At 35.4% G+C, this 6,450-nt stretch carries 7 protein-coding genes; 3 read left to right on the forward strand and 4 right to left on the reverse strand.

Annotation, left to right across the window (positions count from 1 at the left end):
- Positions 1-62: 62 nt before the first annotated feature.
- The 3 genes from KC460_00555 to KC460_00565 all read left to right on the forward strand — a co-directional run bounded on the left by KC460_00555 (position 63) and on the right by KC460_00565 (position 2,748).
- Positions 63-998, forward strand: coding sequence for an NAD-dependent epimerase/dehydratase family protein (locus tag KC460_00555; GenBank protein ID MCA9769845.1), 936 nt, complete (start codon positions 63-65; stop codon positions 996-998).
- 103 nt (positions 999-1,101) lie between these two features.
- Positions 1,102-1,491, forward strand: a complete 390-nt coding sequence (locus KC460_00560) for a hypothetical protein (GenBank protein ID MCA9769846.1) — start codon at positions 1,102-1,104, stop codon at positions 1,489-1,491.
- A gap of 108 nt (positions 1,492-1,599) precedes the next feature.
- Positions 1,600-2,748 carry a J domain-containing protein gene (locus tag KC460_00565; protein MCA9769847.1) on the forward strand — a complete coding sequence of 383 codons (1,149 nt, stop codon included), beginning with the start codon at positions 1,600-1,602 and terminating at the stop codon, positions 2,746-2,748.
- Here KC460_00565 and KC460_00570 read toward each other — a convergent pair.
- The 4 genes from KC460_00570 to KC460_00585 form a co-directional block, all read right to left on the reverse strand.
- A complete protein-coding gene (locus KC460_00570; GenBank protein MCA9769848.1) occupies positions 2,745-3,755 on the reverse strand; it encodes a hypothetical protein in 1,011 nt (336 codons plus the stop codon). The genes KC460_00565 and KC460_00570 overlap by 4 nt on opposite strands.
- 78 nt (positions 3,756-3,833) lie before the next feature.
- Positions 3,834-5,021, reverse strand: a complete 1,188-nt coding sequence (locus tag KC460_00575) for a DNA double-strand break repair nuclease NurA (protein MCA9769849.1) — start codon at positions 5,019-5,021, stop codon at positions 3,834-3,836.
- Positions 5,022-5,081: 60 nt separating this feature from the next.
- On the reverse strand, positions 5,082-5,474 hold the full coding sequence (locus KC460_00580) for an iron-sulfur cluster assembly scaffold protein (GenBank protein MCA9769850.1): 393 nt from the start codon (positions 5,472-5,474) through the stop codon (positions 5,082-5,084).
- A gap of 164 nt (positions 5,475-5,638) precedes the next feature.
- Positions 5,639-6,450, reverse strand: an 812-nt coding sequence (locus KC460_00585) for a hypothetical protein (GenBank protein MCA9769851.1), incomplete at its 5' end; no start/stop codon positions are given.

A 6,450-nucleotide genomic window follows, 5' to 3' on the forward strand; every position in this document is an offset into this window, starting at 1 on the left:
ATTCACTACATGCATTACCTTTTTCAGACATAGACGCCATAAGTTACAAAAGAGGAGCACCTATGGAACAATTTTATCGCGGAAAAAATGTATTAGTAACTGGCGGATGCGGCTTTATCGGCTCGCACATAGCAGAAAAATTAGTCGATCTAGGCGCACATGTAACAATCTTAGACGATCTTTCAACTGGTTTTTTGCATAATATTGAATCAATAAAAAATAAGGTAACATTAATTATTGCAAGTATTACTGATCCAAACATTTGTAAAAATACAACAAAAAACAAAGATATTATTTTTCATTTAGCTGCATTTATTTCTGTTCCACAATCTGTTGAAGAGCCACTTGTATGCCACAATGTAAATATTAATGGTACCCTTAATTTACTCGAAGCAGCACGAATAAATAACGTACAACGATTCGTTTTTTCTTCATCATCTGCCGTCTATGGAAGCACAAACGATATTGCAAAAGAAACAGACCCATGCATACCAACCTCTCCCTACGGAATGTCAAAACGTGTTGGAGAACTATATTGCCAACAATATGCACAGCATTATGGTTTAAAAACAATATGCTTGCGCTATTTTAATGTATATGGCCCACGGCAAGATCCAAATGGCCCGTACGCAGCAGTTGTTGCAAAGTTTACATATCAAATGAAACACAATTTACCTATCACTATTTTTGGAGACGGCAAACAGACACGTGACTTCATCCCAGTTACTGATGTTGCAAATGCCAATCTTCAATGCGGCATGCTTAACGCTGATTTAATGAACGGCCAACCGTTTAATATTGCAACTGGCCAGAGTATTAATCTTTTTGAACTCATTGAATTACTTAAACAGCAATTTCCAAACTACACCGAGCAAATATTATTTGGACCACCACGCCCGGGTGATACCAAAGATTCACAAGCTGATTGCAGCAAGTATTTCAGTTTAATACTAGGAAAAATGGTTAATCTTGAACCATACAAAAAATTACAAACTTGACTTTTTTTCACCCATCTGATGTCGTTGTAAATAAAATCATTTTTAGCGGGTTATTTCTTATGGAAAATTTTTTGTATACGGTTTGTTATTAAGCCTAACTTGCTTGGTATTAGCGTCTGTATCATTTGGTATGTATAATCGTCGATTTAACTGGTTTACTCAGCCAAGTACCAAAATTCCTTTTATGAAAAGAAATCAAATTATTACATCGTCTCAACAAGCTCTAGGAGAGCATACATCAAGTCCTCAAATCGACAGTGATTTGGTTATAAACAAAGGTAATATAACAATGAGATATTACTATTTTCTCGGTATAAAAAAACTCGGTTGTATCGGACTAAGAGCTCCTGTTTATTGTATTAACAACCTTCCCGAAGTTTATTATTACACCGGCATATGGGGTATGACCGTTACCGCATTAGGAACAGTATTTATCGGTACAGGAATTTTATACACAACAAAAAGTATTATCAATTACCTAAAAACCAAATAAAAAAAGATTTATTTTAACCACTTAACGGGTTAAAATAAACCTTTTTTTATGATATAATAAAAAAACAAATGGAATAATTTAGCTATCCTAACTTAGGTATATATCATCATGAATACAAAAGATTACTATCAAACGCTTGGTGTGTCAAAATCGGCTTCTAAAGAGCAGATCAAGGCCGCTTACCGTAAATTGGCTTTAAAGTACCATCCAGACCGTAATCCAGATAATAAAGATGCTGAAGAGAGATTTAAAGAAGCGGCACAAGCATATGAAGTGCTCTCTGATGATAAAAAACGTCAACAATACGACCAATTCGGCCACGCCAACTATAATAATATGGGGAGTGGTAGTAGCAGCACTCATGGTACCCATAATATGAATATGGATGATATTTTTAGCGCTTTTGGTGATATTTTTGGCGACATGTTTGGTGGCAGTACTCACAGTGCCCATAAGCATACACGAAGTGGCCCTATTGCTAAACGTGGGCACGATCTTTATAAAGAAATTATCATTACTTTAAAAGAATCTTTTATTGGTGTAAAAAAGGAGGTCAGTTACCATCACTTTGCACCATGCACTACATGCAATAGCAAAGGTACACAAAAAGGAACAAGTATCCAGACATGTGCAAAATGTAATGGTTCTGGGCAACAGCAATTTCGCCAAGGTTTTTTTATGTATGCACAAGCATGTTCACCGTGCTCAGGGCAAGGATACACTATTCCATCACCGTGCAAAGATTGCGAAGGCCAATCTCGTAAACAAATTTTTGATAAATTTTCGGTTACTATTCCACAAGGAATTTTTGATACTGCAGAACTACGTATCGCTAGCAAAGGAGACGCGGGTGTTTATGGTGGTTCTTCTGGTGATTTATTTTTAAAAATTTTGGTACTTGAAGACAAAAAGTTTAAACGGGTTGGTGATGATCTAGTCTGCAGCGTTATGCTCAATTATCCACAACTTGTACTTGGATCTCAAGTAGAAATAGAAAATATTGATAATACTAAGCATATCATCAAAATTCCAAAAGGCTGTGCTATCGGCGAACGCATCATACTTGCTGGCAAAGGATTTCAAAAACTTCGCAGTAAAACCCATGGTAATTTAGTTATCATTACCAAGTGCCACATACCTAAAAAACTTTCTGCCGAAGGCAAACAAGCACTACAAAACTACTCACAGTATATTGGCACGGACATAGAAAATGAAAGCAGCACAATTACTGGATTTTTCAAAAAGTTTTTGGGTTAAGTTATTTTAGTATTATCTTGTGCTGCTAGACTTTTTTCTTCTTCAGTAGAACTTCTCTGCATTATTACGTCTGGCCTTTGCTTTTTTGGTATTACAGGGCTTATGGTATAATCATCATATAAAGAAAGTGAAATACTCGTGTTGCCATTTTTATCCGCTTCTTCTAACATCAAATTAAATATAGCCTCACTACTACTTTCAGTGTTATCATCTTGACTAAATAATACTTCCTCATTTGACGAGGCTCCAATGTTGTCTGGGCTATCCGCTTCAATCTCTTTTTCAGCATTATCACTATAATTTATCATCACTCTACTCCAATTCGATTTTCTTTTTTTATGCAGTTCTCTCTTTTTTTGCAAATGTTTAAGCAGTGGTATATATTTCTTAAACTCTTTGTCGTCTTTTTTCTCCAATACTCCATCTGAGTTTCTTATATTTTTTAGCTGTGTATTACAATAATTCAATTTTGCAAACAATGTTGCCACTTCTAACGGTTTTTCTTTGGTTACTTGATCTTCAGGTTTGCCTATCATTTCTTTAAGCACGTCAACCGCATAATGCAGTGGAATTATTTCTTCCCCCTCTTCAGCTAATACATTTTCTTTTCTTTCATCGACTTTTTCCATGGATAACAAACCAACATAATTACATAGATTTTCAATTTCTATATGCATTACTTTAAGTTGATTTTTCACCAATATATCTTCATTTAATAAGCTCGCTCTATCAATAGACGCACTTTCTTGCTGCCCTTCTAGCGCTTCAATTCTGTCACATAATACATGTTCTTTTCTCCAGACTTCCCAAGCACGCTTTTTCCCCCACAAACACCATCGAGCAGTGTTTTCTAGACCACGCAACACAACATAACCACCCACCAGAGCACCTGCATACATCAAGGTAGTGCCTGCACCCATATCCTCCATCGAATAAGTTTTTTTTGACAAAAAACAATTACCAATAATTAAAAAAAATAGTATAATGCTCAAAAAAGATTTTTTCATGAGAACTTCCCTTAGCTTTATAGATATATTTAAAAATAAGTGTAGCGCACTACGAAAAAAAAAATTAAGAGATTAAAATTAAATACCAATGCTACGTTTTTTTATACTCTTTTGAGAAAGCGCAAAACGTTTTTTATATACAATACCAAGTTTTGTTAGCGCATGATAAAAAAATTCACGATCTGGAGCTTTAACAACTGCTTGTTCATGAGCTTCGGCTAATACAACTGGATAGCCTCGCCCTTTTATAGCCTGATCTATTGCAATCTGACAAATTGTATCAACAAGCGTATCTTGATGTGCAATCCATGCAGGAATTTCAATGCGTACAATTTCACTACCTACATGCAAATAAAAAAAATATGGTTGTATCTGCTGAGGATAACTTACACACATAGGAGCATTATTTTTGAAAAGAATTGTACGCTCAAATGGCTGTAAAAACCATCGACATATTGCTACATCAGAAAGACGCTTAGTTATTTTTTCCTTATACTCTTGGCTCGCTGCGGCAACAGCAGCAAATAGCTGCCTTTCTATTGCAGAATCTGTATATGTTGTGGCTACTTCAGAGGTAATAAACTGTAATGCCACACGTAGAATGGTAACCAAATCTCTACTACGCGGCATACTAATGTATCCTGCACATAGTACTTTCTTTTCAAATAATTGCCACAATGAATCTACATAGCGCGCTAAAAACATATTGCGTACCCCTGGTTCTTTATTTTCTAAAAACCAAAACATAAGTGGACCATCAAAAAATACTGCCGTTGGACCCAATTTTTTTAATACTGAATAGTCACGCTCAGCCGCTGCTTTTAATTCAAATTCTTGGCGAATAACATTAACTATATCTGCAGAAATTTTTTCTAGTTCATCATACTCATAACCCAAAAAAACATATGGCCGAGAATTGAACACAACTGGTTTACTTTGTATAGCATACGATAATGTCACGCTTCCAATGTTAATAAGAAAACACCCAGTTCCTTGATGTCGATCTGGATAAATTTGCGATCCATCAACAGAGATTGCTGTATATTTTTTTATTTCTTTTCTTATTTCTTGCGTACTTTTCAACGTTGCCTGCCAGTAAGCAACCGGAAAGGTAAGATTACATTCGTTAATTTTGTAACAAAAAGTTGGATCTGCAGCAATATAATTCCAAACAACACGTGCTAGTTCATGTTCATGAAAAGAATCAACAAAAAGTTGATCCGCCAATGCATTAAGCTCTTTTATAACTTTTGTGCGATCGAGCATTTCTTTTCCCTTTACTTAATGATAAAAAAAATGAAGAAAAAAGAAAAAGAAATCAATGGGTTATTTTTTTATTTTATGAGACAAAGTTAAAAGATAGTTCAAAATACCATTTTGCAATGCTTCTAGTGGAAGCAACGCACATTTTAAGCGAACCGGCCCAAGCTCAATTCCAACAAGATCACGAATGTCATCCGCAACAATGCTCATTATTTGTTCTAGTGTTCTTTTTTCAACTTTTTGGGTTAATAAAGATGCTGTTGCCAAGCTAATCACACACCCAGTACCAGTAAATGCTACATGAGTAAGTTGACTATTTTTAATATTACCAGTAAATGAAATGGCATCTCCACACGAAGGGTTAGATTCCTCACACATAAAGTCTGGACGATCAACCACGCCATGATTACGAGGGTTACGATAATGATCCATAAGTTCTTGTTTATAGATATTCATGCCAAGATTATAGCATACAGAGGATATTTTGTCCTGCCTCAGCTAAGCAATTAAATGAAAACAGGATTGACATTATGCCAATCCTGTTTTCATGTTTTTTATGTCACCACTTATTATAGCAATGACACATAGCTAAGAACACATTAATCTTGTTCTAATTAAATTTATTCTGCATCGATATCAGTAATAGCCGATATACTACCTTCAGTTTCATTTTCACTATGGCCATATGCACTTGCAGGAAGCTCATTACCCGCTAAATCACCTAAGCTCTTTAACGCAAAACATACCTTTGCAAAAGCTGAATCTATCAGAGATACAGTACCAAATACTTCTTTCTCGACTTTTCGTATTTCATTAACAGTATCATCGAAAGCATTTTTGAGTTCGCTCGCCGTATATTGAGACTTTTGACCACTTCTTCCTCGATGGTTAACAAGGCCATTAGAATCGTGCTCAATAGTATTAAGCCTGTTTCTTATTTTTTGCATCGTCTCAGTTATAGTAAACTCTTCTTTTGCTTTGCTTATTTTATCTTTTTCTGCGTAAACAATTATTAGCTTTGCCATAACATTTGTGTTAGCAACACTTCCAAGTTTAGCTAGCTTGAGCTCTTTCTCCAACTCTACTGCTCGATTATCTAAAGCTACTCCTAACTCATCTGCACGAGTCATATCACCATCAACAAGTGCATCTCTAAGCTGTTCGATAATGCTCCTGTTTATTTCGTCTTTTGTAGCAGCAATCCACTTACTAAACATTTCTTCCCAATGAGTCGGAAGCGATTTATTTCTAGTAATATATTCCTTAAATCTTTGCCACATTGTTTTGTTTTGATATTCAAGCAAGCAAGCCAACGCTTCAGTATACTCTTCTGCTCCTTGCATATAAATCTCGTCCTCTTTATCACCTGTTAACACATCGCAAGAACCTTGATTTACATCTACAGCAAAATCAGTATTTACCTCTTCTTGCT

The sequence above is a fragment of the Candidatus Dependentiae bacterium genome, from assembly GCA_020431705.1.
Classification (GTDB): domain Bacteria; phylum Babelota; class Babeliae; order Babelales; family Vermiphilaceae; genus JAGQHQ01.

Excerpts from the sequence above, each read along its gene's own strand:
- KC460_00555 (MCA9769845.1), top strand. The coding sequence starts at position 63 with ATGGAACAATTTTATCGCGGAAAAAATGTATTAGTAACTGGCGGATGC.
- KC460_00565 (MCA9769847.1), top strand. The coding sequence starts at position 1,600 with ATGAATACAAAAGATTACTATCAAACGCTTGGTGTGTCAAAATCGGCT.
- KC460_00570 (MCA9769848.1), bottom strand. The coding sequence starts at position 3,755 with ATGAAAAAATCTTTTTTGAGCATTATACTATTTTTTTTAATTATTGGT.
- KC460_00575 (MCA9769849.1), bottom strand. The coding sequence starts at position 5,021 with ATGCTCGATCGCACAAAAGTTATAAAAGAGCTTAATGCATTGGCGGAT.
- KC460_00580 (MCA9769850.1), bottom strand. The coding sequence starts at position 5,474 with ATGAATATCTATAAACAAGAACTTATGGATCATTATCGTAACCCTCGT.